The organism is Maritimimonas sp. 2304DJ26-3 (assembly GCF_056591635.1).
This window is the reverse complement of record NZ_JBWQOK010000001.1, coordinates 686,501-712,716: the sequence shown is the minus strand read 5'-3', so window position 1 is coordinate 712,716 and position 26,216 is coordinate 686,501. Positions and strand designations below refer to the sequence as shown.

General features: G+C 31.4%; 34 protein-coding genes and 1 other RNA gene. 10 read left to right on the top strand and 25 right to left on the bottom strand.

What is annotated here, in order from left to right:
- The first annotated feature begins 19 nt into the window (after positions 1–19).
- Positions 20–235, top strand: coding sequence for a DUF6515 family protein (locus AC1EUV_RS03340; protein ID WP_480197244.1), 216 nt, complete (start codon positions 20–22; stop codon positions 233–235).
- Positions 236–283: 48 nt separating this feature from the next.
- On the opposite strand, the gene AC1EUV_RS03335 is transcribed toward AC1EUV_RS03340, so the two are convergent.
- The 7 genes from AC1EUV_RS03335 to AC1EUV_RS03305 all read right to left on the bottom strand — a co-directional run bounded on the left by AC1EUV_RS03335 (position 284) and on the right by AC1EUV_RS03305 (position 5,407).
- Positions 284–994: a DUF4097 family beta strand repeat-containing protein gene (locus tag AC1EUV_RS03335; RefSeq protein WP_480197243.1), complete on the bottom strand. Its 711-nt coding sequence runs from the start codon at positions 992–994 to the stop codon at positions 284–286.
- A 7-nt stretch (positions 995–1,001) separates the two neighbouring features.
- Positions 1,002–1,754 carry a DUF4097 family beta strand repeat-containing protein gene (locus tag AC1EUV_RS03330; RefSeq protein ID WP_480197242.1) on the bottom strand — a complete coding sequence of 251 codons (753 nt, stop codon included), beginning with the start codon at positions 1,752–1,754 and terminating at the stop codon, positions 1,002–1,004.
- 18 nt (positions 1,755–1,772) lie between these two features.
- The gene (locus tag AC1EUV_RS03325; protein WP_480197241.1) at positions 1,773–2,540 is read right to left on the bottom strand and encodes a HEAT repeat domain-containing protein; all 768 of its coding nucleotides are present in this window, start codon (positions 2,538–2,540) and stop codon (positions 1,773–1,775) included.
- 11 nt (positions 2,541–2,551) lie between these two features.
- Positions 2,552–3,103: an RNA polymerase sigma factor gene (locus AC1EUV_RS03320; RefSeq protein ID WP_480197240.1), complete on the bottom strand. Its 552-nt coding sequence runs from the start codon at positions 3,101–3,103 to the stop codon at positions 2,552–2,554.
- 108 nt (positions 3,104–3,211) lie between these two features.
- Positions 3,212–3,613 (bottom strand): large conductance mechanosensitive channel protein MscL, encoded by a 402-nt coding sequence (mscL, locus tag AC1EUV_RS03315; protein ID WP_480197239.1) that lies wholly within the window; start codon positions 3,611–3,613, stop codon positions 3,212–3,214.
- Positions 3,614–3,661: 48 nt separating this feature from the next.
- A complete protein-coding gene (gene alr / locus AC1EUV_RS03310; RefSeq protein ID WP_480197238.1) occupies positions 3,662–4,768 on the bottom strand; it encodes an alanine racemase in 1,107 nt (368 codons plus the stop codon).
- Positions 4,769–4,771: 3 nt separating this feature from the next.
- Positions 4,772–5,407 carry a thymidine kinase gene (locus AC1EUV_RS03305; protein WP_480197237.1) on the bottom strand — a complete coding sequence of 212 codons (636 nt, stop codon included), beginning with the start codon at positions 5,405–5,407 and terminating at the stop codon, positions 4,772–4,774.
- A 104-nt stretch (positions 5,408–5,511) separates the two neighbouring features.
- On the opposite strand from AC1EUV_RS03305, the gene AC1EUV_RS03300 reads away from it, so the two are divergent.
- Positions 5,512–6,219, top strand: a complete 708-nt coding sequence (locus tag AC1EUV_RS03300; protein WP_480197236.1) for a hypothetical protein — start codon at positions 5,512–5,514, stop codon at positions 6,217–6,219.
- 11 nt (positions 6,220–6,230) lie between these two features.
- On the opposite strand, the gene AC1EUV_RS03295 is transcribed toward AC1EUV_RS03300, so the two are convergent.
- Positions 6,231–6,578 carry an arsenate reductase family protein gene (locus AC1EUV_RS03295; RefSeq protein ID WP_480197235.1) on the bottom strand — a complete coding sequence of 116 codons (348 nt, stop codon included), beginning with the start codon at positions 6,576–6,578 and terminating at the stop codon, positions 6,231–6,233.
- Between the two features lie 140 nt (positions 6,579–6,718).
- Here AC1EUV_RS03295 and AC1EUV_RS03290 point away from each other — a divergent pair, with 140 nt between their 5' ends.
- The gene (locus AC1EUV_RS03290) at positions 6,719–7,867 is read left to right on the top strand and encodes a cystathionine gamma-synthase (RefSeq protein WP_480197234.1); all 1,149 of its coding nucleotides are present in this window, start codon (positions 6,719–6,721) and stop codon (positions 7,865–7,867) included.
- Here the strand turns inward: AC1EUV_RS03290 and AC1EUV_RS03285 are convergent.
- The 5 genes from AC1EUV_RS03285 to AC1EUV_RS03265 all read right to left on the bottom strand — a co-directional run bounded on the left by AC1EUV_RS03285 (position 7,857) and on the right by AC1EUV_RS03265 (position 10,598).
- Entirely contained in the window at positions 7,857–8,642 is a 786-nt protein-coding gene (locus AC1EUV_RS03285; RefSeq protein ID WP_480197233.1) for a THC0290_0291 family protein, read from the bottom strand. The two genes, AC1EUV_RS03290 and AC1EUV_RS03285, sit on opposite strands and share 11 nt — an antisense overlap.
- Positions 8,643–8,755: 113 nt before the next feature.
- The gene (locus AC1EUV_RS03280) at positions 8,756–9,088 is read right to left on the bottom strand and encodes an MGMT family protein (RefSeq protein WP_480197232.1); all 333 of its coding nucleotides are present in this window, start codon (positions 9,086–9,088) and stop codon (positions 8,756–8,758) included.
- On the bottom strand, positions 9,085–9,621 hold the full coding sequence (locus AC1EUV_RS03275) for a LysE family transporter (protein WP_480197231.1): 537 nt from the start codon (positions 9,619–9,621) through the stop codon (positions 9,085–9,087). The genes AC1EUV_RS03280 and AC1EUV_RS03275 overlap by 4 nt, the downstream gene beginning before the upstream one ends.
- A gap of 74 nt (positions 9,622–9,695) precedes the next feature.
- Positions 9,696–10,370, bottom strand: coding sequence for a tRNA (guanosine(46)-N7)-methyltransferase TrmB (gene trmB, locus AC1EUV_RS03270; protein ID WP_480197230.1), 675 nt, complete (start codon positions 10,368–10,370; stop codon positions 9,696–9,698).
- Between the two features lie 27 nt (positions 10,371–10,397).
- On the bottom strand, positions 10,398–10,598 hold the full coding sequence (locus tag AC1EUV_RS03265) for a DUF6341 family protein (RefSeq protein ID WP_480197229.1): 201 nt from the start codon (positions 10,596–10,598) through the stop codon (positions 10,398–10,400).
- 41 nt (positions 10,599–10,639) lie between these two features.
- Between AC1EUV_RS03265 and AC1EUV_RS03260 the strand changes: the two genes are divergently transcribed.
- Positions 10,640–11,563, top strand: a complete 924-nt coding sequence (locus AC1EUV_RS03260) for a DUF6427 family protein (protein WP_480197228.1) — start codon at positions 10,640–10,642, stop codon at positions 11,561–11,563.
- Here AC1EUV_RS03260 and upp read toward each other — a convergent pair.
- Positions 11,558–12,211: a uracil phosphoribosyltransferase gene (gene upp, locus AC1EUV_RS03255; protein ID WP_480197227.1), complete on the bottom strand. Its 654-nt coding sequence runs from the start codon at positions 12,209–12,211 to the stop codon at positions 11,558–11,560. The two genes, AC1EUV_RS03260 and upp, sit on opposite strands and share 6 nt — an antisense overlap.
- A 169-nt stretch (positions 12,212–12,380) precedes the next feature.
- Here upp and lysM point away from each other — a divergent pair, with 169 nt between their 5' ends.
- Entirely contained in the window at positions 12,381–12,848 is a 468-nt protein-coding gene (gene lysM / locus AC1EUV_RS03250; protein WP_480197226.1) for a peptidoglycan-binding protein LysM, read from the top strand.
- Positions 12,849–12,913: 65 nt separating this feature from the next.
- Here the strand turns inward: lysM and AC1EUV_RS03245 are convergent, their stop codons facing one another.
- From AC1EUV_RS03245 to AC1EUV_RS03220, 6 genes are all read right to left on the bottom strand, one after another.
- Positions 12,914–13,606: a glycosyltransferase gene (locus AC1EUV_RS03245; RefSeq protein ID WP_480197225.1), complete on the bottom strand. Its 693-nt coding sequence runs from the start codon at positions 13,604–13,606 to the stop codon at positions 12,914–12,916.
- Positions 13,607–13,666: 60 nt separating this feature from the next.
- Positions 13,667–14,746 carry a chorismate mutase gene (locus AC1EUV_RS03240; RefSeq protein WP_480197224.1) on the bottom strand — a complete coding sequence of 360 codons (1,080 nt, stop codon included), beginning with the start codon at positions 14,744–14,746 and terminating at the stop codon, positions 13,667–13,669.
- Between the two features lie 5 nt (positions 14,747–14,751).
- Positions 14,752–15,609: a prephenate dehydrogenase gene (locus AC1EUV_RS03235; protein WP_480197223.1), complete on the bottom strand. Its 858-nt coding sequence runs from the start codon at positions 15,607–15,609 to the stop codon at positions 14,752–14,754.
- Positions 15,609–16,757, bottom strand: a complete 1,149-nt coding sequence (locus AC1EUV_RS03230; RefSeq protein WP_480197222.1) for a pyridoxal phosphate-dependent aminotransferase — start codon at positions 16,755–16,757, stop codon at positions 15,609–15,611. Before AC1EUV_RS03230 ends, AC1EUV_RS03235 begins: the two co-directional genes overlap by 1 nt.
- Positions 16,747–17,583, bottom strand: a complete 837-nt coding sequence (locus AC1EUV_RS03225; protein ID WP_480197221.1) for a prephenate dehydratase — start codon at positions 17,581–17,583, stop codon at positions 16,747–16,749. Before AC1EUV_RS03225 ends, AC1EUV_RS03230 begins: the two co-directional genes overlap by 11 nt.
- A gap of 241 nt (positions 17,584–17,824) precedes the next feature.
- On the bottom strand, positions 17,825–18,670 hold the full coding sequence (locus AC1EUV_RS03220) for a prephenate dehydratase (protein ID WP_480197220.1): 846 nt from the start codon (positions 18,668–18,670) through the stop codon (positions 17,825–17,827).
- A gap of 130 nt (positions 18,671–18,800) precedes the next feature.
- Between AC1EUV_RS03220 and gldA the strand changes: the two genes are divergently transcribed.
- Genes gldA through AC1EUV_RS03205 form a run of 3 tightly spaced genes read left to right on the top strand, consistent with a single transcriptional unit; the run spans position 18,801 to position 21,556 of the window.
- The gene (gene gldA / locus AC1EUV_RS03215) at positions 18,801–19,694 is read left to right on the top strand and encodes a gliding motility-associated ABC transporter ATP-binding subunit GldA (RefSeq protein WP_480197219.1); all 894 of its coding nucleotides are present in this window, start codon (positions 18,801–18,803) and stop codon (positions 19,692–19,694) included.
- Positions 19,695–19,717: 23 nt separating this feature from the next.
- Complete coding sequence (gene kdsA / locus AC1EUV_RS03210; protein WP_480197218.1) at positions 19,718–20,536, top strand: 3-deoxy-8-phosphooctulonate synthase; 819 nt, start codon at positions 19,718–19,720, stop codon at positions 20,534–20,536.
- A 57-nt stretch (positions 20,537–20,593) separates the two neighbouring features.
- Positions 20,594–21,556, top strand: coding sequence for a transglutaminase domain-containing protein (locus tag AC1EUV_RS03205; RefSeq protein WP_480197217.1), 963 nt, complete (start codon positions 20,594–20,596; stop codon positions 21,554–21,556).
- On the opposite strand, the gene AC1EUV_RS03200 is transcribed toward AC1EUV_RS03205, so the two are convergent.
- Positions 21,557–21,922, bottom strand: coding sequence for a DUF1801 domain-containing protein (locus tag AC1EUV_RS03200; protein ID WP_480197216.1), 366 nt, complete (start codon positions 21,920–21,922; stop codon positions 21,557–21,559).
- A 66-nt stretch (positions 21,923–21,988) separates the two neighbouring features.
- On the opposite strand from AC1EUV_RS03200, the gene AC1EUV_RS03195 reads away from it, so the two are divergent.
- Positions 21,989–22,570, top strand: a complete 582-nt coding sequence (locus AC1EUV_RS03195) for a hypothetical protein (RefSeq protein WP_480197215.1) — start codon at positions 21,989–21,991, stop codon at positions 22,568–22,570.
- Positions 22,571–22,599: 29 nt separating this feature from the next.
- Here the strand turns inward: AC1EUV_RS03195 and AC1EUV_RS03190 are convergent, their stop codons facing one another.
- The 4 genes from AC1EUV_RS03190 to AC1EUV_RS03175 form a co-directional block, all read right to left on the bottom strand.
- Entirely contained in the window at positions 22,600–22,965 is a 366-nt protein-coding gene (locus AC1EUV_RS03190; protein WP_480197214.1) for a SnoaL-like domain-containing protein, read from the bottom strand.
- Positions 22,966–23,051: 86 nt separating this feature from the next.
- Positions 23,052–23,279, bottom strand: coding sequence for a DUF3820 family protein (locus AC1EUV_RS03185; protein WP_480197213.1), 228 nt, complete (start codon positions 23,277–23,279; stop codon positions 23,052–23,054).
- Entirely contained in the window at positions 23,279–24,484 is a 1,206-nt protein-coding gene (locus tag AC1EUV_RS03180) for an NAD(P)-dependent oxidoreductase (RefSeq protein WP_480197212.1), read from the bottom strand. Before AC1EUV_RS03180 ends, AC1EUV_RS03185 begins: the two co-directional genes overlap by 1 nt.
- On the bottom strand, positions 24,485–25,627 hold the full coding sequence (locus tag AC1EUV_RS03175) for a hypothetical protein (protein ID WP_480197211.1): 1,143 nt from the start codon (positions 25,625–25,627) through the stop codon (positions 24,485–24,487). It abuts the gene before it with no gap.
- Between the two features lie 110 nt (positions 25,628–25,737).
- Between AC1EUV_RS03175 and ssrA the strand changes: the two genes are divergently transcribed.
- Positions 25,738–26,136, top strand: a transfer-messenger RNA (tmRNA) gene (gene ssrA / locus AC1EUV_RS03170).
- Positions 26,137–26,216: the final 80 nt, after the last annotated feature.

Below are 26,216 nucleotides of genomic sequence, written 5' to 3'. Positions count from 1 at the left end.
AAATTAAAAATCTAGAGAAATGAAAAAGTTAGTTATAATTTTATTTGGATGTGCTATGTTATTCTTAGGCAATTCTTGTGTGGTACATACAAGACCAGTACATACACATGCAGTTGTTATTAAAAAAGTACCTAGACAACATAAAGTTGTTGTAATAAAAGGGAAAAGATATTATACTTGGAATGGGAAATATTACAAAAAAACCCGTAAAGGGTATGTTGTAGTTAGAGTTTAAATAAAAACCCAAGTTTAGCTTGGGTTTTTATTTTTCATTTAAATTAATTTAAAGCCTTAAATACATATTTCCATTAATTGTATTTAATCGCAACCTATTTTTACCAGAAGAGGTTTTGCCAAAGATTTTTTGACCAACATGTCGATCTTTAGAATTAAATTTCAACTTTTCGTCTGCATAAATATCACCATGAATTGTTTCAGCCACTAAATCTGCATTGATCATTTTAATATCAATTTCACCATTAATGGTTTTGAGATCTAAATCACCAGAATATTTAGCAATGTCTATATCTCCATTAATTAAATCTGCTGTAAAATTGCCTTCGATAATTTCAGATTTTAAATGACCATTAATACTACTTACCTTAAATCGTGCATTTTTGGGAACATACAAGGTGTAATTAAATTCATACCAATCTTCTGAACTATAATAGTATCTCTTTTTATTTGGGTTATTTTTTTTACGATCTTCCCAAAACTTTTTTAAGATGGTTTCAGTTTCAGATTCTATACTTATTGTTGAATTACCTTCATTTATATTAACCTGATAAAAATCCAAATACTTACCTTCTTTTGTAGAAATATCTGCTTTAAAATAGATGGTAGATTTCTCCCATGTTTTTACTTCAATTTTAGAGGCAAACTTCACATCTAAATCGACAATTTGATTGTTGTAGTTTATATTTTTTTCTACAACTTTTTGCGATTGAACAAGGTTAAAAAAAAGTATGAATATTAGTGCTAGTAAATTTTTCATGATGTTCTTATTTTTTTCTCAAATAAATATTACCATTAGTAGTCTTTAACTGAATGCCTATACCACCGTTATTAATAGAGCCTTTTACTTTTTTAGAAGCCACAGCTCGTAAACCATTCTTATTAGGTAATCTTAGATCAAAATTTGTATAAATATCGCCATTAGTTGTACCTAACGTTACATCTGCAGGTGTTTTTTCTGGCAAACTAACGTCTAATGCTCCATTAGTTGAATAAATAGTAATAGGAGATTCTTGAGCTACATTAGTAAACACAACATCAATTTCACCATTTAGTGTATTGGCGGTTAGTGGGCCACTAACATCATCAATAACAATACCTCCGTTAAGTTTAGCAGTTGCCTCTACTTCACCTTTAAAACCATGAATTTCTATATTACCATGCCATGTTGTAGTTACTGATATATTTTTTGATGCAGGTAAGTAAATTTCGCCACTTTCAGATCTTCTCAGATTTTTTACAATTAAAGTGCTTCCTTCTTTAACTACATAAAAACCTATATCCGTATTATCTGTACCGGTTGCACCGACTAATTTTAATCCTTTAGCTCTACTAGGAGTTTTGTGAGAAGGTCCACTTTTGATCAATAGTTCATTACTATTGTGAGTTTTAACTATTAGATCTGCTTTAGATTCAATTTTTACCCATTCTATTCCGCTAAGAGATTGGGTGTAATCTTTTTGTGCATAAGAATAGGCACAAAGAAGAAATAATAACAAAGTTGTTTTAAATGTATTCATAACTATTCGCTTTTCGATTTATATATTATTTGTTAATACTGTTTTGATTTCATCTTTTACAAATGATTGCGTTTCATCTTGTTCAAGTAATTTGCGCATTGGCTTAAATGCTTTTTTCTCTTGAATCTTTACTAAATATTTTATAATATTTATCTGTATGGTAGGATCTTTTTCAGTTTCTAGAGCTTTAATAAATCCATCTTTGACTGCTTCTGAAGTTATAAAAGCTTCAAGAGCATTTGCTGCTGTTAATCGAACGTTTGTATTTTCATCATACAGCATTCTTTTTACTAATGCATTCACAATTTCAGAGTCAGGGTTCGAAAATTCTTCGATATATTGAACTCCTTTAATTCGCTTACTGGCTGATTGATTTTCCATTAATGCTAGCATTGTGGTTTGTTTATTACTTAAGTTCTCATTTTTAAGATATGCAACTTGTTGAGTTTGCTGATGCCTACCAAATAGAAAAGTGCTTATTAAAAGAGCTAATCCGGCAGCGTATTTTAAGAATATTTTGTAATTGATTCTTGACTCTAACTTTACAATTTTAGTTTGTTGTCCCTTTTCAGAGTTAAGAGCATGTATAAAGTTTCTTTTTAGATCATCTGATGGGTATTCTACAGGCTCATTATCTAGAATTTCAAAAAATTGCTGTAATTCGATTAGCTCATTAGTGCAAGAGTCACATGTTTCTAGATGTTTAGTAACTTCTGTACATTGTTCACTTAACAACTTATTTCCTATAAAATCTATTAACTGATCTTTTACCATACTACAATCCATATTCTTAATTTTTAAGGAGCAACAGTTTTAAAATAAACCTCTTTTAATTTTTTTATTGCTCTGTGTGTCTTTACTTTAACCGCATTTTCATTGCTACCAATGATCTCCGCTATTTGTTCATATTTTATTTCCTGAAATCGATTCATAATAATCAACTCTCTATCAGAATGACTTAAATAAGACAAAGCTTTTTGTAAATGATTTAACTCTTCTTGTTTACTTTCTGATACTAATTCTCTTGAATCTTTTATATTTTCATTGTCAGCAAAATTTTCTCGCTCTTTTTTTAACTTTTGATAATAACTTGAAAAAATATTTCTCGCTGTTGTAAAAATCCATGAGGCAAAATTTCCACTTTTATAAGAGGCACGATATTTTAAAATTTTTACAAAAACATCTTGTGTTAGATCTTCACTTACCATTTTATTTCTAATCATTTTATTGAAATAATTAAAAACCCGAATATGATATCTATCAAACAGAACAGTCATAAGATCTAAATTACCATCAGATACTTTTTGCATTATTTGCTCATCTGTTAAATGATTCAAACTATTGGTCATTTTGGTTAGTTTCTATATTAAATACCTAGTATTTTTAAAAAGGTTACATTTAAAAATAAAAAAACCCGAACAATTTTGTTCGGGTTCAATTTTGTATTTATAAAGATTTTATTTTTTCAAAGAATCCCTAATCTCTGTCAATAAATCTACTTCAGATGGTCCAGTTGGAGCTTCAGGCTCTGCTGGTTTTTTAGTTTTATTGTAAGCTTTTACAATTAAAAACATTACAAAACCTACAATAATTAAATTGATAATTGTATTTACCCAAGATCCCCACATAATTGCATTTTCTGGAGTGGTTACTTTACCCGCAGCATCAACAACGGCTTCATCAAGAACAATTTTCTTATCAGCAAAGTTTATTCCTCCAGCAAAATGACCAACAAATGGCATTATTACATTGTTTACAAATCCATTGACAACTTGACCAACAGCGCCAGCCATAATAACGGCAACAGCGAAATCAATCACGTTACCAGTCATAATAAAATCTTTAAATTCTTTTAACATGTTTTTTTTATTTGGTTAATAATAAGTGCAATATACTAAAATTTGATACTATTTAACAATGCGTTTTATGCGTTGAGAAATTGCGGTAATAATTTCATAAGGTATAGTGTTTGCTTTATCAGATAAATTATTTATAGTTTTTTGAGAGTCGAAAATAATTACCTCATCACCTTCTTTACAATCAACCTTTGTAATATTAACCATAATCATATCCATACAAACGTTACCTATAATTGGTGCTTTTTCCCCATTTATAGTTATGTACCCCTTACCATTACCTAATGCTCTATGAATACCATCAGCATGACCGATAGGTATCGTAGCAGTTTTCATATAACCGCTAGCTTTAAAAGCCCTATTATAGCCTACACTTTCATTAGGTTCAATTTCATGAATTTGAGAAATGATAGATTTTAGATTAAAGACATTTTTTAATTTTGAAGTTAATTCTTTATCGTTTGCAAATCCATATAAACCAATACCACTACGAACCATATCGAACTGAGCTTCTTCAGCATAATTTAATATCCCTGATGTGTTGAGTTGATGTAATATAGGTTTGTACCCTGTTTTTTGCTCAAATTTGGCTGCTATTTTTTTGAAAACATTGATTTGACTTAGTGTAAACTTTTTTTCATTTAGATCTTCACTAGCGGCTAAATGCGATAAAATAGATTTTACCTTTACAGAAGATGTATTTCTTAATTTTTCAATAATGTAATCTATATCATTTTCCCAAAAGCCTAATCGATTCAGTCCAGTATTAAATTTTATATGAACAGGATAATCCTTTTGCCCTTCCGTTTTAGCAACTTCTAAAAATGTATTTAGAACACGAGCGTTATAAAGATTGGGTTCCAAACACCGCTCAACAAGTGTTTTAAAATTGACTGGTTGAGGATGCAAAACCAAAATAGGAGTGGTAATACCAGCATCTCTTAATGTGATTCCTTCTTTGGTATATGCAACGGCAAAATAATCAACGCCTATTTTTTCTAAGTGTTTAGCTATAATTGTAGCGTCGCTTCCATATCCATTTGCTTTTACAACCGCTAAGAATTTTGTTGAAGATTTGATCTTAGATTTTAAAAATTCTAAATTATGCTTGAGAGCATTTAAGTCAATTTCTAAAATGGTTTCTTGAGCTAAAGACATGGATTACTTTTCTTTCGGAACAATTTCTTCAATGTCTTTCACCTCCATTTGTTGTATTTTTTCTTCTAAGAGGGTTTTATAGTAGGCTGCACGACTTAAAGGTTCATATTCTTCCGTTTCACCAAGAAAAACTACATCATCGTTTTTAACTTTGCGATGACTATAATGTGCTAGGTTTCCAGTTTTAGTACATACAGCATGCACTTTTGTAACATATTCAGCTGTGGCCATAAGAGCTGGCATAGGCCCAAAAGGATTTCCTTTAAAATCCATATCTAGACCTGCAACAATTACACGAATACCTCTATTAGCGAGATCGTTGCAAACAGAGACAATTTCATCGTCGAAAAATTGGGCTTCATCTATACCTACCACCTGTACGTCATTTGCCAAAATACGAATATTTGCTGCGGCAGGCACAGGAGTTGACCTTATCTCATTTGCGTCATGAGAAACTACTTTTTCTTCATCATAACGAATATCAACAGCAGGTTTAAAAATTTCAACCTTTTGTTTAGCGAATTGAGCACGTTTAAGCCTTCTAATGAGCTCTTCGGTTTTACCCGAAAACATAGAGCCGCAAATTACTTCGATCCACCCAAATTGTTCTGCATGATTTACTGTATTTTCGAGAAACATTTCGTAATTTTCGGCGTTTATAAGATTAGCTACACTACTTTTTTAAGTATAAAAAACAAAAGTATTAAAAATAGTAGTGCTTTTTTAATTAAAGACTTCAACTTATGCACAAAAAATTGGAAGCAGAATTAGTGAGCTTAGCACACAGTATTTTACAGATGAAAAATAAAGATGAAGCTGCTGCATTGCGTGATAAAGCTCGAGAAGCTTATGAAAAATTGGCTTTATTGGCTTATGTTGATGAATATATTGAGACTATGCCAAATATATCATCAACTAAAGAAGATTTACTAAAAAAGATTGATAAAGCTTTAAAGAATAAACCTGTTAGAGAAGCTCAAAGTATAGAGGATACGAGTTCTAAAACAGAATTGAAAAACCCTGAAAAGGATACTAAAAAAGAAGATACAGTATTTGAACCTAAATTTGAAGCGGTAAAAATAGATATACAAGGATTAAAATCTAATCAGATAAGTTCTAAAGAAGAATTTAGAGACGCTATTTCTGCTGATAAAACTGCTACATTGTTTGATGATAGTGAGAATATAAATTCTAGCAAAAAAACATTAAATGAGAAATTACTTAGCAAAAGTATTGCAGTTGGTTTAAATGATCGTATAGCTTTTGTAAATAACTTATTTAATTATGATCAATCCGAGTTTAACAGAGTATTATCTCAGTTAAATACATTTAAATCTGAAAAGGAAGCCAAAGATTTTTTAAACTCGACTGTAAAACCAGATTATGACTGGTCTAACAAAGAAGAGTATGAGGCACGCTTATTAACTTTAATAGAAAGAAAGTTTGCTTGATAAAGCATTAACTAAACTAATACTTCACTTAAGGCCTCAATGGTTTTTTTCGAATTTCCAATAAAAATTTCTTCATTAATAATTGCTACAGGCCGTTTTAAAAAAGTGTATTCATCTAAAATGAACTGCCTGTAATCTGCTTCTGAAAGAGTTTGATTTTTAAGATTCATTTCTTTATATTTTTTTGCCCGTTTACTAAATAATGCTTCATAACTTTTGCTTAAAGCATACATTTCTTCAAGCTGATTTACCGTTAGAGGATTGGTTTTTATTTCTTGTAATTCTACACCGTTAAGATTTAGCTGATTTAAAATTCGTTTACAAGTATCGCAGGTTTTTAGATGGTATATTTTTTTCATTTGCTTTTGAATTTTTAGTGAAGTAAAAATAACTTGTTTTGATTGTAAAAATCAATACTTTTAAGCAAACATTTAAAATTATTATAACTATAAGTTTATAGTTAAAGCATTAAAAAACGCACAAATAAATTGAACTAAGAATGAAATTTAATACAAAAACTATACATGGGGGTCAAAAACATGACCCTGCTACCGGAGCAGTTATGCCTCCAATATATCAAACATCCACCTATGCTCAAAGCAGCCCTGGAAAGCATAAAGGCTATGAATATTCCAGAGCTGCAAACCCTACTCGCACTGCCTTAGAAAATAATTTGGCAGCTATAGAAAATGGAAGCCATGGGTTTGCGTTTTCATCAGGATTGGCAGCTATTGATTGTGTGTTGAAGTTATTAAACCCTGGAGATGAGATTATAGCTGGAGATGACTTGTATGGTGGTACATACAGAATATTTACTCGAATGTTTGAGAAATATGGGCTCAAGTTTCATTTTATTAATATGGAAAAAGCGTCTAATGTCGAAAGTTATATTAATAATAAGACAAAATTAATTTGGATTGAGACTCCTACAAACCCGTTAATGAAAATTGCAGATATAGAGGCAATAGCTACCATAACAAAGAAAATAGATAAGGATATATTAGTGGCTGTTGATAATACTTTTGCTACACCATACCTGCAATTACCTTTAAATTTAGGATCTGATATTGTAATGCATTCTGCCACTAAATATTTAGGTGGTCATTCAGATTTAGTTATGGGTGCTTTAATTGTAAAAAATGTACAGCTTGCTAAAGATTTACATTTTATCCAGTTTGCTGGAGGAGGGGTGGCAGGTCCACAAGATAGTTTTTTGGCCTTAAGAGGAATCAAAACTCTTCATATAAGAATGCAACGTCATTGTGAAAATGGGCTTGTCATAGCTAATTTTTTAGAAAAGCACCCTAGAGTTGAAGAAGTTTATTATCCTGGTTTGGAATCTGATAAAAATCATAAAATCGCTAAAAAACAGATGAAAGATTTTGGCGGAATGGTTTCATTTCGTCTAAAAAATAAGAGTCAAAAAATTGCATTTACTGTTTTAGGAAGTTTTAAAGTATTTACTCTTGCAGAATCTTTAGGCGGCGTTGAAAGTTTAGTAAATCATCCAGTAACTATGACCCATGCTTCTATTCCTGAAAAGGAAAGAGAAAAATTAGGAATTAATGATTCATTAATTCGATTAAGTGTTGGAATCGAGGATATAGAAGATTTAATTATAGATTTAGAGCAGGCTCTTAATTATTAATATTTGATAAATCAAATATCACACCAACACTAAAGAAAATTAATGTATCGTTGAATTTACTAGATCCATCAACTTGATCTAACCCGTCAACTTTATCAGAAAGAAAATATTGCCAACGCGCATCGGCAACTAGATCAATATTATTTAGCTTATATCTAGTTCCAGCACCTAATGTTAAAGAAAATGTGTTATCAGGTTCCACAAAGAAGTTTTCTTGCCATTTTTGTGGAAGATTTCCAACATCTAACCCACCGCTAGAATTATTAGAAAGTTCGGGGTCGAATCTACTATAATATACACCTGCACTTACATATGGCGCAAATTTATCTGCTGTATTAAATAGTAGACCATAGTCTTCTAAATTTTTAAAATAGTATTCCAATTGACTACCAACATTGTAAATCTTTGTAGCACCTGTCATTGCCCGCAATTGGGCTCGTTCAACATTATTCGCGTCTTCGACATACCTTCCTTTATGCTCCAAGCTGTTATTAAAATAGTAAGAAAATTCTGTTCTAAGCTTAAAGTGATCAGAAAAATAACTGGCACCATTTCTCCAATTATAATTATTTCCATAAAAACTCAAATAGTGAACTAATGCAATACCAAAGGTTGTAGCATTACTACTTGGAAAATGATTTCTTTCTCCATAATCTGTCTGCATGCTTAACGGACCAGTAACTATACCTATCTCATGGCTTAGATCTAATTGAGAAAAAGATTTAGTAAATGATATGAGAAAAATAAACAATAGTAATTTAGAACATGTTTTCATGTTGGTCCCTTTTTGTGCGCAATTTATAAAAAAAAAAGCAAAGCTAATCTCTACTAGACACTAAGCTTAAATAAAAACTAAAAATATAAAAAAATATTGTAAGATTTATGAATTCAACCAAGATTCTCACTAGGATTCCAAAAAAGGACATCAAAATTTTCAACTTTATTATTTTTAACTATTACTCCTTCACTTTCTAGTAATTGCTGCATAAGGTTTGTTCCTTGAAAATGATGTTTACCTGAGAGCAATCCATTTCTATTTACAACTCTATGAGCAGGAACAGTATCATCTCTACCAGATGCATTCATGGCCCAACCTACCATTCTTGCTGAACGCGCTGCACCTAAATACTTAGCAATAGCTCCATAGGAAGTCACTCTTCCATAAGGTATTAATCGTGCGATTTCATAAACTTTTTCAAAGAAATTATCAGAAGCGCTCATATGATTTTAAATAAAGTAATTAATGCTACTACACCAGTTAAAACACTTAAAATAAAATTAAGGTTTTTTGTTAAGATACTTGCTCTTTTACTAATTTTTACTGCAGAATAAGCATAAATATAGAGAAGAGAAAAAGTTCCTAAAGCCGACCCTAGGACAAAAAGTAAAATAGTTAATTGGTTAAAAACAAACCAACCAGACATGTTTAATGCACTACTTACCCCGCAAAAAAAAGGAATTGCAAACATATTTAGCATTGAAAGTGTTATCCCCGTCAATAAACTTGATTTTAGTTTAAATTTTTTAATTTCTTTTTTTTCTGTTTTTGCTTGAATAAAGAAATAAACTGAAAGCATAGCAAAAATTATAATTCCAAAGATGGTTATGTACCATTCTATATTAGCATTGTTATGAATATATTTTGCAAAAAAAATAGCAATATAGGCTTGAATAAATACTACTAAAGAAACGCCTATTGCAAATTTAACCGCTTCACTTTTCGTCTTTTCTATGCTAATTTTAGCTGCAGTCATATTGAGCATGCTTGGAGGAATGGTGCCAACAAAGGAAGTAATAAACCCCAATAAAAAATGGATAACCAAATTCATTATTTGTAATTTGTTCTGAATTTGACGTAAGTAATGGCTTTATCTTTCTCTAAAAATTGTTGTTCATAAAAAGTTTGGGTGAGTGTAGCTTCTTCTGGTGAGTGTAGATTTTTATAGATGTTATGATGTGCATAGATTATTTCATGATTTCCTTCTTGTAATAACCCTAGAGTATAGCCATGTAAAAACTCACTATCTGTTTTTAAATGAACAAAGCCATCTTTAGTTAAAATGCGCTGATACTTCTTAAGAAAATCGGGATTTGTTAAGCGATGCTTCATTCGCTTATATTTAATTTGGGGGTCTGGAAAGGTGATCCAGATTTGATCGATTTCGTTTTTGGAAAAACAATGATCAATCAATTCAATTTGCGTTCTTAAAAAAGCTACATTTTCTAAACCTTCTTCTAAAGCAGTTTTGGCACCACGCCAAAAACGAGCACCTTTTATATCTATACCTATATAATTAAACTCAGGATTTTTTATAGCTAATGCTAAAGTGTATTCACCTTTTCCACATCCTAATTCTAATATAATAGGTTTGTTATTTTTAAATAATGATGCCCAACTTCCTTTTAGATGAAAATCATTAAGAATTTCTTCCCTTGAAGGTTGAATTACATTAGCAAAAGTTTCATTTTCACGAAATCGCTTCAATTTATTCTTGCTGCCCAAAATGTAGGTTTAAAAAAGAAAAAAGAATTATAATGTATTGCTAGACTTTGCGTGCCCAGCCATTTGACCTAACCAATAAAACATGGCTATAAAACCAATTAAGATAATAACAGTATTTACCAAGTTTGAAGCCCACCAGCCTTTAGTAAAACGAAAAGCATCGTAAATAGCAAATGCATAGTCTGTGCAAAAATTACCTATCGCTCTAAAAATATTGTTAGCATTCATATCTTAATTATATTTACCGAGCAAAAATATAAAATAAAGCAATGATTGCCAATTTTTTTAGTAAAACAAAACCTATTAATACTTTAGCAATTGTAGCCTTATTGTTTTTGATCTATGTTTTTTCTACAGTATTAAATTTTAAAGGAGATATTTCCCTTTCTTTTATTCTTAATAGTTTCACATATTTTATACTCTTACTGATTACTTTGTTTACGGTAAATTTTATTTTAAAGAAGAATAATTTAACTAAAGACAATTCGTACACGCTTTTATTATTTGTGTTGTTTTTAGGGATGTTTCCGTTCTCGGTTATTAGTTTTAAACTTGTTAGTGTAAATTTTATCTTATTACTCTCTTATCGAAGAATTTATAGTTTACGGACTCAAAAAAATACAAAAGACAAATTATTTGATAGTGCTTTTTGGATAGGCATTGCAACGCTCATTTATCCTTGGAGTATTTTAACTTTACTTCTTATCTACTTTGCTGCATTTCTTTTTGATAAATGGACTTGGCGTAATGTTATTATACCTTTAGCTGGCTTCTTATGCCCAGTAATTATTTATTCAACCTATCTTTTATTAATTGATAGGCATGAAGGGTTTGATACTATTTTAAATTTTAACTATCAATTAAGTTTCGACAATTATAATTCATTTAAATTGTTAATTCCTCTAGCAATTGTAATTTCATTAATGCTATGGGCTATTTTTCCTACAACTATAAAAATTACAACTATAAATAACGAGTTTAAAAGCTCTTGGCAATTATTAATTACTCATTTCTTTATTTTAGTATTTGTAGTTTTACCTTGGCCGGCAAAAAATGGATCAGAATTATTATTTCTATTTTTTCCAATGGCATTGATTTTGGCAAATTACTTGCAAATAGTAGAAGAAAGATGGTTTAAAGAGGTATTCTTGTATGCACTGCTTACGCTAACTATAGTTGTTTATTTTTTATAGTTTTTCACCAAAAGCTAAATCACCAGCATCGCCTAAACCCGGAACAATGTATCCTTTAGAGTTTAATTGATCATCTATAGCAGCAATCCAAAGATGAGTATTATCATGAAAATGATTATTCACATAGTCTATTCCTCGCTGTGCTGCAATTACGGAAACTACATGTAGTTGTTTTGGCTTACCATGTTTTTTTATGGCATCTTGAACAGCAACTAAGGACTTGCCTGTTGCTAGCATAGGGTCAACCAAAATTACCGTTTTATTCTTTATTGAAGGACTTGCAAAATATTCAACAACAATTTCGAAATCATCATTATTACCTTCATGATGCCTATAGGCTGAAATAAATGCGTTTTCGGCATTGTCAAAATAATTTAACAAACCATTATGTAAAGGTATACCGGCCCTTAAAATTGAACATAAAACAACCTCATTTTTTGGAATGGTAGTTTTTCTGAGACCTAATGGTGTAGTGGTTTCAATAACTTCTTGATCTAAAAACTTGCTAAGTTCATAACCCAAAATTTCACCAATACGTTCAATATTTCTTCTAAAACGCATTTTATCTTTTTGAATAGAGACATCTCTTAGCTGAGAAACAAAGGTGTTTAAAATTGAATTTTCGTCTTCTAAGTTATGTACAATCACTAGATTTTTGTTTAGACAACAATATTATTAAAATTTGGCATAAATATTGCCAACTTCAACACGAATAATAGCTTTTTCTAAGACTATTATTCAAAAATAATTGTGAAAATAATTGTATCTTCACAACATTAAGAACTATTTATTAATCAATTAAAACAAAAATTAAATTATGGGATTATTTTCTTTCATTAAAAATGCAGGAGCTAAAGTTTTTGGTATTGGAAAAACCACAGCCGAAGAGGCCGCTGAAGAAGCTGCAGAAAAAGCAGCAAAGCTTTCTAATGCAGTTCAAGCTTTGGGTCTTAATGTAGAAGGATTAAGTATTCAAGTAGATGATGATACTGCAACCATTCACGGTGAAGCAGAAAATCAAGCCACTCGGGAAAAAGTGGTGTTAGTTGTTGGAAACACAGAGGGTATAGCTAGTGTTGATGACCAAATGACAACAGCTGTTCAAGAACCAGAGGCTCAATTTCACACTGTTGTTAGTGGTGATACGCTAGGTAAAATTGCTAAAACGTATTATGGAAACGCAATGAAGTACCCAGTGATTTTTGAAGCTAACAAGCCAATGTTAACAGATCCAGATAAAATTTATCCAGGTCAAGTATTACGTATTCCTATCCTGGAATCTTAGGATAATTTCGCTTTCGCGAAAAAAGGAAAGTCTCACTAATTAGTGAGACTTTTTTTATTATTTGTTCATTTCCAGTAGTCTGCAACCCATGGGGCAGGAGCTACATAACGATACCACTTACCTCTACCTCCTTTTATTGCCTTATGTGGATTTATTTCTCCGTGAAAAATCAAAACTTTTGACCCAGCAGGAATTTTTGGAGTTACCCAAAAAGCGAAAGGAATTCTTGACACACAATCATATTTATAACTAGGGCACCATTCTTTAGGCCAGAATTTAAGATTTCCATGGCCTTTTATAGCTTGAGTCAAATATTCTTGCTCATTACGATGCTCTTTTCTTATTGAGTCAAAATTTTTCACAAAATAATCAAACACATACGGATGCTTTCCGATTTCAAATCGATAAACCGAAGAATTACCAGTAGGTTTTAAATAATCTTTTATAATTAAAAATTCACCTTCGGCATCAAAAAAAGGATCTAAACTATCTACAATAACTACGTCGAGATCTAAAAACAAAGCGGTTCCTTTTAACCCATATAGATCACCTTTTAGCGTTGTTAGTTTTTTCCACATACGTTCAGGTAAATTTCCTGGAACATTTATTTCTGGAATTGGGTAACAATCTACCTCATCAATAATACCTTTTTCATCATCTGTAAAGCATACCATTTTAAAATCATAAGTTAAATTTCTTTTAACCATAGAATGCAATCGATTTACATATTCAGCACCGTATAAAGTGCCCCATTTCATGCAAAAAATATATTTTTGAGCCATAGGTGTCAGCTAAATTTGTGCAAAGGTAACAATAAGCTAACTATTTACTATTTTCTTTTGGTGCTGTATAGATTCCTGATGAATTGCTTTAAAAACCCTCTCGATAAAGTCAGAACTTAAATTATGTTCTGCACCTAGGTCAACCATGCCTTTAATTACTTCTTGCCACCTGCTACGCTGCAAAATTGCAACATTGCCTTCTTTTTTAACATTACCAATCTTTTCTACCACGTCCATTCTTTCTGATAATAATTCTATAAGTTGAGTATCTAAAGATGTAATTTCTTTTCTAAGATTTGTTAGTTTTTGAATTGGCTCTTTATCTTCAAATCTTGGTTTTCTAACTCTTAGATCAATTGTCATCTTATCTAATCGCTTAGGGGTGATTTGTTGTTTGGCGTCACTCCATGCATTATCAGGGTCGTTATGAGTCTCGATCATTAAACCGTCAAACTTAAGATCTAAAGCTGTTTGACAAATATCGAAAATACCCTCTCGCTCACCACAAATATGCGAAGGATCACAAATAATAGGAAGTGTAGGGTACTGGTTCTTTAAATCAATAGGTATTTGCCATTGCGGGTTATTTCTGTATTTGGTTTTTTTGTACGATGAAAACCCTCTATGAATAGCCCCTAGGTTTTTAATGCCAGCCTTATGAAGCCGCTCAATGCCGCCTAACCATAATGCAAGATCAGGATTTACAGGATTTTTTACCAATACAATTTTATCAGTTCCTTGTAAGGCATCTGCCAATTCTTGTACGGCAAATGGATTTACCGTTGTACGTGCTCCAATCCAGATAATATCGATATCAAACTCTAGCGCAAGCTTGGCATGTTGGGCATTAGCAACCTCTATTGCTGTTAAAAGACCAGTTTCTTCTTTAACTTTAGCTATCCAAGGTAGAGCTTTAGCACCATTTCCCTCAAAATTACCAGGCCTTGTTCTGGGTTTCCAGACACCAGCTCTAAACACTGTAGCATCTGTGTTTTTTAATTCATGTGCTATTTTTAGCACTTGTTCTTCTGTTTCTGCACTACATGGACCTGCAATTACTAGCGGGTGAGAAAGCTCCATTTCGTCTAACCATGTGGAAAAGTTCGTTGTTTTCATTAATTTCATTTGTTTTTTATTCCTGCTAAAACACCTTTTATTTTGTTTGTGTTTTCCATAATAGCATGTACTTTACTAGCAGATTCTTGTTCTATTATTTGTTTAAAGTTTTCTAGGTTTTTTATGTATTCATCTAATGACTTTAAAATATTTTTTTTGTTTTGTAAGAATATCGGAGTCCATGTTTTTGGATTACTTTTTGCCAAACGTACTGTTGACCGAAACCCACTACCAGCCATATCAAAAATATTTTTTTCGTCTTTTTCTATTTCTAAAACAGTTTTACCAAGCATAAAAGAACTGATATGAGATAGATGAGAAACATAGGCAATGTGTTCGTCATGCTGCTTTGCAGAATCCATAAATACATTGCGCATTTTTAAGATTTCAAAAAGCTGCACAGCTTTATCGATCACTTTTTTACTGCTTAAATGTCGTTCACAAATAATGTTCACCTTATCGGAAAATAAATCATAAACAGCAGCTTCTGGTCCAGAAAATTCGGTACCAGAAATAGGATGAAGTGCCACAAAATTTTGTCTTTTAGGATGATCTTTTACAGCTTTACAAACAGCAGATTTTGTTGAGCCAACATCAAAAACCAATGCGTTATCATTTATTAAATTCAATACTTGAATAGCTATTTCTGGAATTTTATCTACAGGAACAGCTATAATTACTGTATCAACTTCTTTTACAATTTCTATGGTAGCTTTTTCGAATATAATACCTAGATCTAGCGCTTTTTGTAAATGGTTATGGTTGTTGTCAATACCATATATGGTTGCCCATGTTGTTTTCTTTAACTCTAATGCTAACGAACCACCTATTAATCCTAAGCCTATAACTGCTACCTTTTTCATTATTTAGATATTCTTTTTAATACTTCTTTTAATTTGTCTTCAGACACGCACAGTGAAATTCGAATATAGCCTTCGCCATTGCTACCGAAAATTGTTCCAGGAGCCAAGAACACACCATACTCATATAATAATTTGTCGGCTATTTCTTCAGCTTTTATTCCTTGAGGAAGTTTAGCCCATACAAATAAACCACTTGTACTTTTAATATAGTTACACTTCAAGGCATCTGCAATTTGCCAAACAATTCGCCTTCTTTCAGAGTATATTTTATTGAGATCGTTAATCCAGGTTTTGCTTAAGTTTAATGCAGCAATAGCACCTTGTTGAATGCCATAAAACATACCTGAATCCATATTACTTTTAACCTGTACTACAGTTTTTATGTTTTTAGATGAGCCCAATACCATCCCAACTCTCCATCCCGCCATATTAAAAGTCTTACTCAGAGAATTCAACTCAATAGCCACTTCTTTTGCACTATCTACTGACAAAATACTTTGCGGGTTTTCATTTAAAATAAAACTATATGGGTTGTCATTCACAATTAAAATTTGATGTTTTTTAGCGAAAGAAATTAATTTTTCAAACTGCTCCTTTGTGGCTTTAACACCTGTTGGCATATGTGGATAATTCACCCACATTAATTTTATTCTAGATAAATCTTGCTTTGATAACAAGTCTAAATCAGGAAACCAATTATCCTTTACTGTTAAGTCATAGTAAACAGGCTTAGCCTCAACCAAATTTGTTACAGAGGTATAGGTTGGATATCCAGGATTAGGAATCAAGACTTCATCACCAGCATTTAAAAATGCCATAGAAATATGTAGAATACCTTCTTTCGAACCCATCAACGGCAAAACTTCATCCTCAAAGTTTAGAGAGGCGCCAAAATTTCTTTGATAAAATTCAGCTATAGCTTTTCTAAGCTCAGGCAAGCCTTGATAGCTTTGATACCCATGAACATTTTCTAAACCTACAGCTTCTTTGATAGCTGAGATAACATCTTTTGAGGGCTCTAAGTCTGGGCTACCGATACCAATATTTATAATAGGTTTTCCTTGGGTAATAAGCTCTCGCACTTCTCTTAATTTTTTAGAAAAGTAGTATTCTTCAACGTTATGTAATCTATTTGCTTTAGAGATCATGTTTACGTTTACTTTGTTTGTATTCGCCTAAGATCTTTATATTATGTACTTTCTGATCAATCTTTTTTAGAGCATCTTGATAGACGGTAAAATCATCAAAAATTACATCAACAAAAAATGCATATTGCCAAGGTTCATCTATGATTGGCATGGATTGAATCTTAGTTAGGTTTAGGTTGTAGTTTGAGAATATATTTAATACTTCTGCCAAACTTCCAGTTTGATGTTTGGTGACAAACTTTAGTGAAGCTTTATTTACTTCTGACAACAAATTTAACTTACCATTTTTCTTTTTGAGTATAAAAAAACGTGTGTAATTGTGTTTTCTGGTTTGAATTTTATCTTCTATAATTGATAAACCATAAATGTCAGCTGCCTTTTTACTGGCAATTGCTCCAATACCTTTTAATTGCTTTTCTTTAATTTGTTTAGCAACTTCTGCAGTATCAGCTGCCTCAATTAACTTAATATGTGCATGTTTTCTAAAGAATTTTCGACATTGTAAAATGGCCATAGGGTGTGACCATACCTCCTTTATATCGTTTAGATTTTGACCATTCAATCCCATCAAGTGATGGTGAATTGGCAAATGTACCTCACCTTGAATTAATAAATTATATTCATCAATTAATGCATAATTAGGCAAAATAGCACCAGCCAGAGAATTTTCTATTGCCATAACCGCTCCGTGAACTTTTTCTGTATTAACAAGTTCGGGGATTTCAACAAAAGACATACATTCATCGAGTTGAATATTATCACCAAAATATTGATTGGCAACAATATGATGAAATGATCCTTGTATACCTTGAATGGCTATTTTCATTTAAATTAATTGTATAAAAAAAGCCTCGAATATTCGAGGCTTTTGTATTGTACTTGTTTTTTATAATTAATAAACACCAACAAAGCCTCGCTCCATTTTATAAAAATAAAAGAAGTAAAAAAAAGCTTGCCAAGTGTTTAATATATTCATGTCGAATTATTTCAAGACAAATCTAGATGTTAAAATTTAAAAAACAAATTTTTTATAAAATATTTACGTTTAAATTGCTATAACGATTTCGTCAAGCAGTCAAAAGATTGGCTTTAAGGCTGTGTTCTTGGTATTCGCCCAGTATCTTTAAATGGCTTACCTTTTTTTCTAGCGTTAATAAAGCTTTACAATACTGATGATAATCTTCAAAAATAAGATCTATAAAAAAGGCATAATTCCAAGGCTCATTAGTTATTGGGATTGATTGAATTTTTGACAAGTTGAGTTTGTGCTTAACACAAACATTCAATATTTCAGCTAAATTACCGAGTTGATGGTGTGTAATAAACTTTAACGAAGCTTTATTATTTAAATAATCTTCTGTGTGATGTTCTCTACTTTTTGTTAGAATAAAAAATCGAGTAATATTGTAACGATCATTTTGTATTTCTTCCTCAAGAATGTTTAATCCATAAATCTCTGCCGCTTTTTTACTAGCGATAGCACCAACATTCTTTAATTTATTCTCTTTAATTACTTTCGCTACCGAAGCAGTATCTTTTTCTTCAATTATTTTGATAGAAGGATGGTCTTTAAAGAACCTTTGACAATGTTGAATTGCAATAGGATGCGACCAAACCTCTTCTATATCATCGATAGTCTGACCTTTTAAAGCCATTAAATTATGGATCATTGGCAAATACATTTCACCATGTATATTTAAATTGAATTGATCAATCAATGCATAATTAGAAAGAATGGCTCCAACATTAGAGTTTTCTATCGCCATTACAGCAGCGTCTACAGTATTATTAATAATTAATTCAGGAATTTCAGCAAAAGAATCACATTCAGTAATTACAATATCATCTCCAAAATATTTATTGGCAATAATATCATGAAACGATCCTTTTACACCTTGAAGGGCAATTTTCATAAGAAGGAATAGGTTAAAGTGTTAGTAATGTTTAGCGATGACATAACGCTAAAATAAGGAAAATATTTTAGCTTGTTATATTCTAAATTAGAATTCAAAATTTAGTTACTTTGTAGAACAAATTTTAAGGATGTCGATAGAAGTAAAAGAAGTAACAAAGCTATATGGAAATCAAAAGGCTTTAGATTCCGTAAGTTTTAAGATTGGTTCAGGTGAGATTGTTGGTTTTTTAGGACCAAATGGAGCTGGAAAATCTACCATGATGAAAATTATCACTTCATATATTTCTCAAACCAAAGGTGTAGTTTTAGTGAATGGTTTTGATGTATCAAAACAATCAATGGATGTTAAAAAGTCGGTGGGTTATTTACCCGAACATAATCCATTATATTTAGAAATGTATGTCAAAGAATACATCCTTTTTTATGCAGATGTTCATAATATTTCCATGGCTAGAGTAGAAGAAGTAACTACCGAAGTTGGCCTAACACCCGAAAGTCATAAAAAGATAGGACAGTTATCTAAAGGATATCGTCAACGTTGTGGATTGGCAATAGCACTCTTACACGACCCTGAGGTATTAATTTTAGACGAACCTACAACAGGTTTAGATCCAAATCAATTGGTAGAAATACGTGGATTGATTCGTGAAATAGGTAAGACAAAAACTGTTTTACTATCTACACATATTATGCAAGAGGTAGAAGCTGTTTGTGATCGTGTAATTATTATAAATAAAGGGCAGATAATTACTGATAAAAAACTAAATGAACTAAAAACTGGTAAAGAACAAATAGTTGAGGTTGAATTCGATTTAAGAGTTGAAGAACAGTTGCTTAAAAAATTATCTAAAATTACTAAGGCAATAAATTTGCACGATACTACTTGGCAATTAACGTTTAATACCTTAAAAGATATGCGTCCTGCTATTTTTGATTTTGCTCAAGAAAACGGACTCAAATTATTACAGTCTCAAGTGAAAAACCAAGATTTAGAAAGCCTGTTTAGAAGTTTAACAAAGTAGTATCTTTGATAAAATTTTAATATATGAACATTTCATCAATTCCGAATATAAAACACGCCAATAGTGGCAATTTTTTCTTACTTGCGGGTCCTTGTGCTATCGAAGGTGAAGATATGGCGATGCGCATTGCAGAAAAGGTAATTTCTATTACTGATAAACTAGCAATACCTTATGTTTTTAAAGGTAGTTTTAAGAAAGCAAATCGCTCTCGTGTAGACTCTTTTACTGGAATTGGTGATGAAAAAGCATTAGATATACTAAAGAAAGTTGGTGAAAAATTTAATGTACCAACGGTTACTGATATTCACGAAGTTTCTGATGCTTATAAAGCCGCAGAATACGTTGATATATTGCAGATTCCTGCTTTTTTGGTACGACAAACGGATTTAGTAGTTGCCGCTGCTAAAACTGGTAAAGTTGTCAATCTAAAAAAAGGACAATTTATGAGTGCAGAAAGTATGCAGCATGCTGTAAAAAAAGTGCTAGATTCAGGGAATGATAATGTGATGATTACTGATAGAGGTACGATGTTCGGTTATCAGGATATGATCGTTGATTTTAGAGGAATACCAACGATGAAGCAATACGGAACTACGGTTTTAGATGTAACGCATTCGCTACAACAGCCTAATCAATCTTCTGGTGTAACAGGCGGACGTCCAGATATGATAGAAACTATTGCAAGAGCGGGCATAGCTACTGGAGTAGATGGTTTATTTATAGAAACACACTTTGATCCAGCAAATGCAAAATCCGATGGCGCGAATATGCTACACCTAGATCATTTAGAATCGTTATTAAGCAATTTGGTAGCCATTAGAAAAGTGGTGAATTCGCTGTAAATTAATTTTAACATTGCTTCAACAATTTTTTACCATCATTTTTGTTTCCTTTATAATATGAAGCCTCTTTCTTTCATCCTTTTTCTTTTTTATAGTTTGGTTTGTTTAAGTCAAAATTTTGAAAAGGTAGATAGTAAGGTTAATTTATACCCATCTTTTGTTTCCACAGAGGCGATTGCTAATCAGATTAACAAGGACTTTACTTCTGATATAGATAAAGTTAGAGCAATTTATACTTGGCTAACGTCTAATATTTCGTACGATGTTCAAGCTCTATATAATGGTAATTCAAGAATCAATTTTACTTATACTGATAAAGAAGATCTACGCCGAAAATTAGCCGCTGTAAACGATCATACTATCAATTCAACCTTGCGTAATAAAAAGGCAGTTTGTGAAGGTTATGCACAAACATTTAAACGAATTTCAGAAAATTTAGGAATACCATGTTTGTTTATTGATGGCTATTCAAAGACAGAAATAAATGATATTGGCAGCAATCCAAGTCAAGGGAATCATGCTTGGAATGCCGTTCGTATAAATAACAAATGGCACTTAATTGATGCCACTTGGGGTGCTGGTTATATGAATGGAAACAAGTGGGTGAAAAGATTTAATGATTACTACTTTTTTACAGATCCAGATGAATTCATTTTATCTCATTTACCATCAGAACTTGATTTTTCTTTTTCACAAAAGGAACTATCAAAGAAAGAATTTTACGATTCTCCAGTTTATGGAAGAGCTTTTTTTAAGCACAACTTAGAATTGATTTCTCCTTTAAGGGGAAAAATTTTAGTACCATCAAATAACAAAATTTCTTTTGAAATGGGTAAAATACCAAGTACAGTAAAATTACATTATGCGTTTAAAGGAGAGCGAATACCAAAAGAAATTCAATCCAAATGTTTAGGCTCAAGATGTACTTTTACTATCCCTTTCGCTCAAAATAAGGACACAGAATTATTTATTATTGCAAATCGACGAACAGCCTTACAGTACAAAGTTGAAGCTAAATAGTTATTTCCAGAAGCCTTTATGGTTAACACTATAAGCTTCCTCTAAAACGGCTAAAAGTATTTTTTGATTAATATCATCAATTGATTTATAGCGAAAAGATTTTACTACTTTTCTGCCATCAGAAATTAGAAACTCATTGAATTTAGATAAATGTGCTGATGCCCAAAAGCCAACTTCTACAAAATCTTTTTTTTTAGGAACATTTAAATAGCAAAATGGTTTACCAGCTAAATAGTAGAAAGGAATTCTATATTTATACTTTAACTCAATATCACTAAAACTATTTTCAATCAAAACTTGCAAATGCAATAAGATCGACTTATAAGGTTCTTCTTGATTTAAGATGTAATCTTCAGCAGGATTCATAGGTTAAAAGTACTACTTTTAACACTCAAAAAATATTCACGTAATTTGTAGAATACTTTATAATTAATGAAAGAACTAAAATCATATTTTTCTTTAAGTGGATTTTCGGGAATTTTAATAGGAGTCTTTTCTTTGTTAGGAATTTATCTTGTGAATTTTTTAACCTCAGATTATGGTCAAGGCTTCGATGGTTCTTCAACTTTGCCTATTGCTTTTTTAGAAATTGCAGTTATTGTAATTGCAGTATTAATTATACTTATTTCTCTTTTTATTTTATGGATAAGAGCTAAACGAAAAGCAAAGAAGAACAACGGCGCTTTGTGGAATAAAGTAGCTAAAAATCAACGATTAAACACCTTATTGCCAACATTAATTCTTAGTGCTATTATCATTGCAATTGCTAATAAAGGTTACTATAGTTTAACAACTCCTTTACTTTTATCATTTTATGGTTTGTTATTAATAAATTTAAGCAGAATTAATTCAAAATCGTTGTTATATTTAGGTTTAGCTGAAATTTTACTTGCAGTAATTGCCTTTTTTATTACCGATAATGAAATACTTTTTTTAATTGTAGGGTTTGGAGTGTTGAATATATTCTATGGTTTATTAACTTTTGATAAGAATAAAAAAGCAACACTAAATTAGTGCTGCTTCATTTTTTACAAAAAAAGTTTTTAGCCTGGCATGGTATAGAAGAATTGTTCAGAAGCAATTTTCCCATCTTTGACTCCGTAAACACAGACCTCACTCATTTGAACTCTGCCTCTATCTTTAAAAGTTACATCCATATCCATAGTACAAGAAAAATGATCTCCTGCTACTTGCGGATCTGAGACTTTGGCGCCATGAAACTCTTCTACATTGGCAAACCAATTTTCGCTTTTTTCAAAAACAGCTTTAATACCTTCCGTTACTTCTCCAGGATATCCTGGCATTTCTTTACTCACAATATCGTCAGCATATAGTTCTTCTAGCGCCTGCATATTTTGACCATTGCGGCACATTTCAACGAGGCGGTTGGCTACTTGTTCAGTACTCATTTTTAAAAATTTAGAATTGTTTGTTGTTCTAAATTTAAAAAAATCAGCCCAGATATTTCAAAATAAAAAGATGATTTAACAAAAAATTAAAGATTCTCTTTTGCACGAATTTTTCTTATTAAATGTTCTAAGCCGTTTAGTTTTAATTCGTAAACAAGACCTAACATCATTCCTAATTTTCCTTTCGGGAAACCTTTAGCATGATACCAAACCACATAATGTTCAGGTAAATCTATAAGATATCGATCTTTATATTTACCATACGGCATTTTTGTTTTAGCAAGGTCGAGTAAGAATTGTTTGTCTTGCTGCATTATTCTTTACCATCTACATAGTCTTGAAGATAGCTATAACGATCAGTTAACTTTTTATCGTTAGTCATTCGAGCTCGCTCAAGAATTTGATTTTCATCATCGTTAAAAAATGAAGGAATAACATGTTCTAAAAACATATCTCCAAATCCTTCGCTAGCATCCTTTGGAAGTTCGCAAGGCAAATTATCTACTGCCATAACTGTAATAGCATCCTTAGCATCGTAAGCAACTTCGGTTTCATTTACAGGATCATATCCATAAAAAGGATCGGCAATAGTAGAAGCTCTTAAGGTACTGGCTACCGGCCCATCAATATCACAACTAATATCTGCAACTAGATTGATATTAAAATCAGGATGTTTTGCATCTTCTCTAGTAAATAAATATGGGGCACCATCACCATAAAAATGACCAGCAATAAATAGATCAGATTCTTTAGCATAAGGCATAAAGTTACTTTCGTAACCAGAAGGATCTTTATAAAATTCTGAAGTATTACCTACTTTACCATCACTACGTTTGGCATACTCCATTACATCTACCAAGCAATATACTGGCTCAGTAAATTTTGATGTTAAATATAAGGCATCGCTTACCTCTTTGATTTTTAAATGATCTAAGATTTCTTTTGCTCCTCTAGCGACCTTACCAGTTCCAGAAAGTAAAATTTTAATGTTCGGCAGGGTTATTTTATCTAACTCAGCTTTTACCTCATCTAGATCGGCAAGCGTTTCAACTTTTGGTAAGTTAAAAAGATTGTCTCGTAAGCCTAAAGCTCTAAATCCGTTATAAGCACCAACCAACCCAGCATAGCGACCAAAACCAATTAAACGTAAACCATTTTGTCTAACAATAGTTTCGTGATCGTAAAGTTGAATGTTCTTATCAATAATTGCTTTAAGTAATTTGCGATTGTAAGGCTGCTTTTTGATAGTATGGCTAAAAAAGAAATATTTTTTATTGGGGATTAACTCATCAATTGGAACTTCCTTAACACCAAGTAGTACATCGCAATCACTAACATCATCTGTAACGGTAAAACCTAAGTTTTCATAGGCTTTATCAGAAAAAACACGAATGTCTGAACTTTCAACTACAAATTCTGCTTCTGGGAATTGTTTACGGGCTTCAGCTAAGCCTTCTGGAGAAAAAACAACCCGACGATCTGGCGGATTTTTACGTTCTTTTATGAGAGCAAATTTCATTTATAATAATTCTTTTAACATTTTATATCCACTCAACATTTCTTTGAGTAAATCTTTATTTAGTATAATAGCTCTGTTTTTAGCTTTGTTGAAATTTTTCTCTAAAACGGGCCATTCCATCAGAGCTTTAATATAGCTTGAAGTAGCTTCAAGAGCATCTTTCATTTCTAAAACTAGATCTTTAACAGAGTCTAAAATACTTTCTTTTGAAATTAGAAATACTTTTGAGATTGATCCGATCATTGCACTTTGACTTTCCGTATAATTTATAAACTCAGCCTCTAGTCTATCATTAATTGCTTCTAGATCAATAGAAAATTCCTTAATCTCTTTCTTTGCTTTTTTTTCTCTAAGTTTATGATCCTTTATTGCAGATATTCTAGTAAATAAAGGCGTTTTTAATTTCATCAAGCTACTTGAATCACGAATGATTTTATTCAAAACCTGTAGAGAGCTATTAAAATTTTCGGCATTTTGAGTTGATTCCTGAGCTAATTCAAATAAATCATCATCTATAGGATCAATTTCTTCATTTTCAATTTTATCAATTAAAACTTCAATATCTAAAAGCTCTTCGCTAGTTTTCTCCTCTTTTTTTGAACGCTCAACAACTTTATTACTCTCTTTATTAAGAATTTCTTTGGTTATTAAATTTGACAAATTGGCTCTAAGTAATTGTTCAAATTCTGTTATGTTCAAATAGTCTTTATATAGCAAACCTTTATTAGTAAGCTCTTTTTTAAACTTTTTTACTAATTCAAACTGACTTAAATCTAAATCATAAATGTTTTCTGGTGGTTCTGATTTGAAAAAAACTAGTTGTCTTTTTTTATGCTTAATAGATAAATTAATTTCTTCAATTGTTCCGGAATCGTAATCTTTTGTAGGGGTTCCAGCTCTAAGTCCTAATATTCCAATTAGGATGTCATAATTTTCAAGTGTTTGCTGATTAATTACAGCTTGGGCTTCAAAGGCTATATCTGTATATGTATCAGTTTTCCAGTTTATTAACTCAATTCTAAAATTCTGGATATTGCCTTGTAATTTATTTAGTTCGTCGCAGATTATTTTAATAGAATTAAGTTCGTTTTTTATATCACTAGGACAAGAAACAAAAACTCTAATTAAACTGACTTTATTCATTAATTTTTTTTGGTATAAAAATTGCCGCAATGTATCATGAATAATAGGATTTCGCAAATTTTGATTTATAAAAAAATATATACATTTGCCATCCTGTTCTTTGAAAATTTGGGGACGACTGGTTTTGACTGCAAGATCAATCGAACTGTAAGCATGTCGAGCAATAAAATAGTACTCGTAAAAATCAATTTTAAAACTTAAACGGCGAGAATAACTACGCTTTAGCTGCTTAATAATCTGAATTATAGTAAGATTCTAGCCTAGTCTCTACAAGGTAGAGAAGCTTTATGTCTCTTGAAAGCCTTGGTTTATGGCGTTCTAATTAGAGGCATCGTAAAAGTAAACCTAGAGTTAGTAGTGCTTCGATACTAATTCGAAACTTAAGGAGCTAAGTTAAAAGTGGGCGGTTTTCGGTCAGCTTTTAATCGAAAAATAAACGATAACTAAACATGTAGAAAGCACTTTGGTTGCTTGTTTGGACGAGGGTTCGAGTCCCTCCGTCTCCACAAATTTTTACTTTTATGAGAGTTTGTTTGTCACAGAATTATTATAATAAAATCTCTATATTGCAGAGCTGTGGTGGTTTTAT